Below are 587 nucleotides of genomic sequence, written 5' to 3'. Positions count from 1 at the left end.
GCGACTGTTATGGTAATCAAACAGGACAATATTAGTGCCTTTACCCGGTTTATCATCGCCGCAACAGTACAGCCACATATAGCTGGTTGCTTTATCTGCATTAATGACGTTTAACGGGGTTTCATCGTCGTGAATAACCGCTTGAGATAGCAAGATTTCTTTTAAACGCTGATAGAGCGGTGACAATAATTCAGCGCTGCGTAGCATCCAGCTCGACATGGTTTGCCTGCTCAACTCAATACCGATATCAGCAAATAACGTTTCTTGGCGATAAAGTGGTAAGCCAAACTGGTATTTACACATGATTATTTGGCTCAACAAACTAGGCGTGGCGATACTTTTTGGAATAGGTGCTGCGGGCATCTTGGCGGTTTTTACCACACTTTCAATGCCTTCACGCTCACAGTGACGGCACGTATATTTTGGCCGAATGGTTTTGATGACTTTGATATGCGCGGGAACAAATTCGAGTGTTTCACTGCTGCTTTCACCCATTTTGTGAAGTGGGCTTTGACAGCAATCACACTCTTTATCACCCTCATCAAGGTCAACAACCACCTCAACTCGCGGTAACTGAGCTGGCAGTG

General features: G+C 45.0%; 1 protein-coding gene. It reads right to left on the bottom strand.

Translation table 11 applies throughout. The features are described 5' to 3' along the window. A partial coding sequence (gene tnpC / locus HHO47_RS19855; RefSeq protein WP_169021705.1) for an IS66 family transposase occupies window positions 1-587 on the bottom strand: 587 nt, incomplete at both ends.

Source organism: Pseudoalteromonas arctica, from assembly GCF_012927645.1.
GTDB lineage: Bacteria > Pseudomonadota > Gammaproteobacteria > Enterobacterales > Alteromonadaceae > Pseudoalteromonas > Pseudoalteromonas arctica_A.
This window is presented reverse-complemented; position numbering and strand designations above follow the sequence as displayed.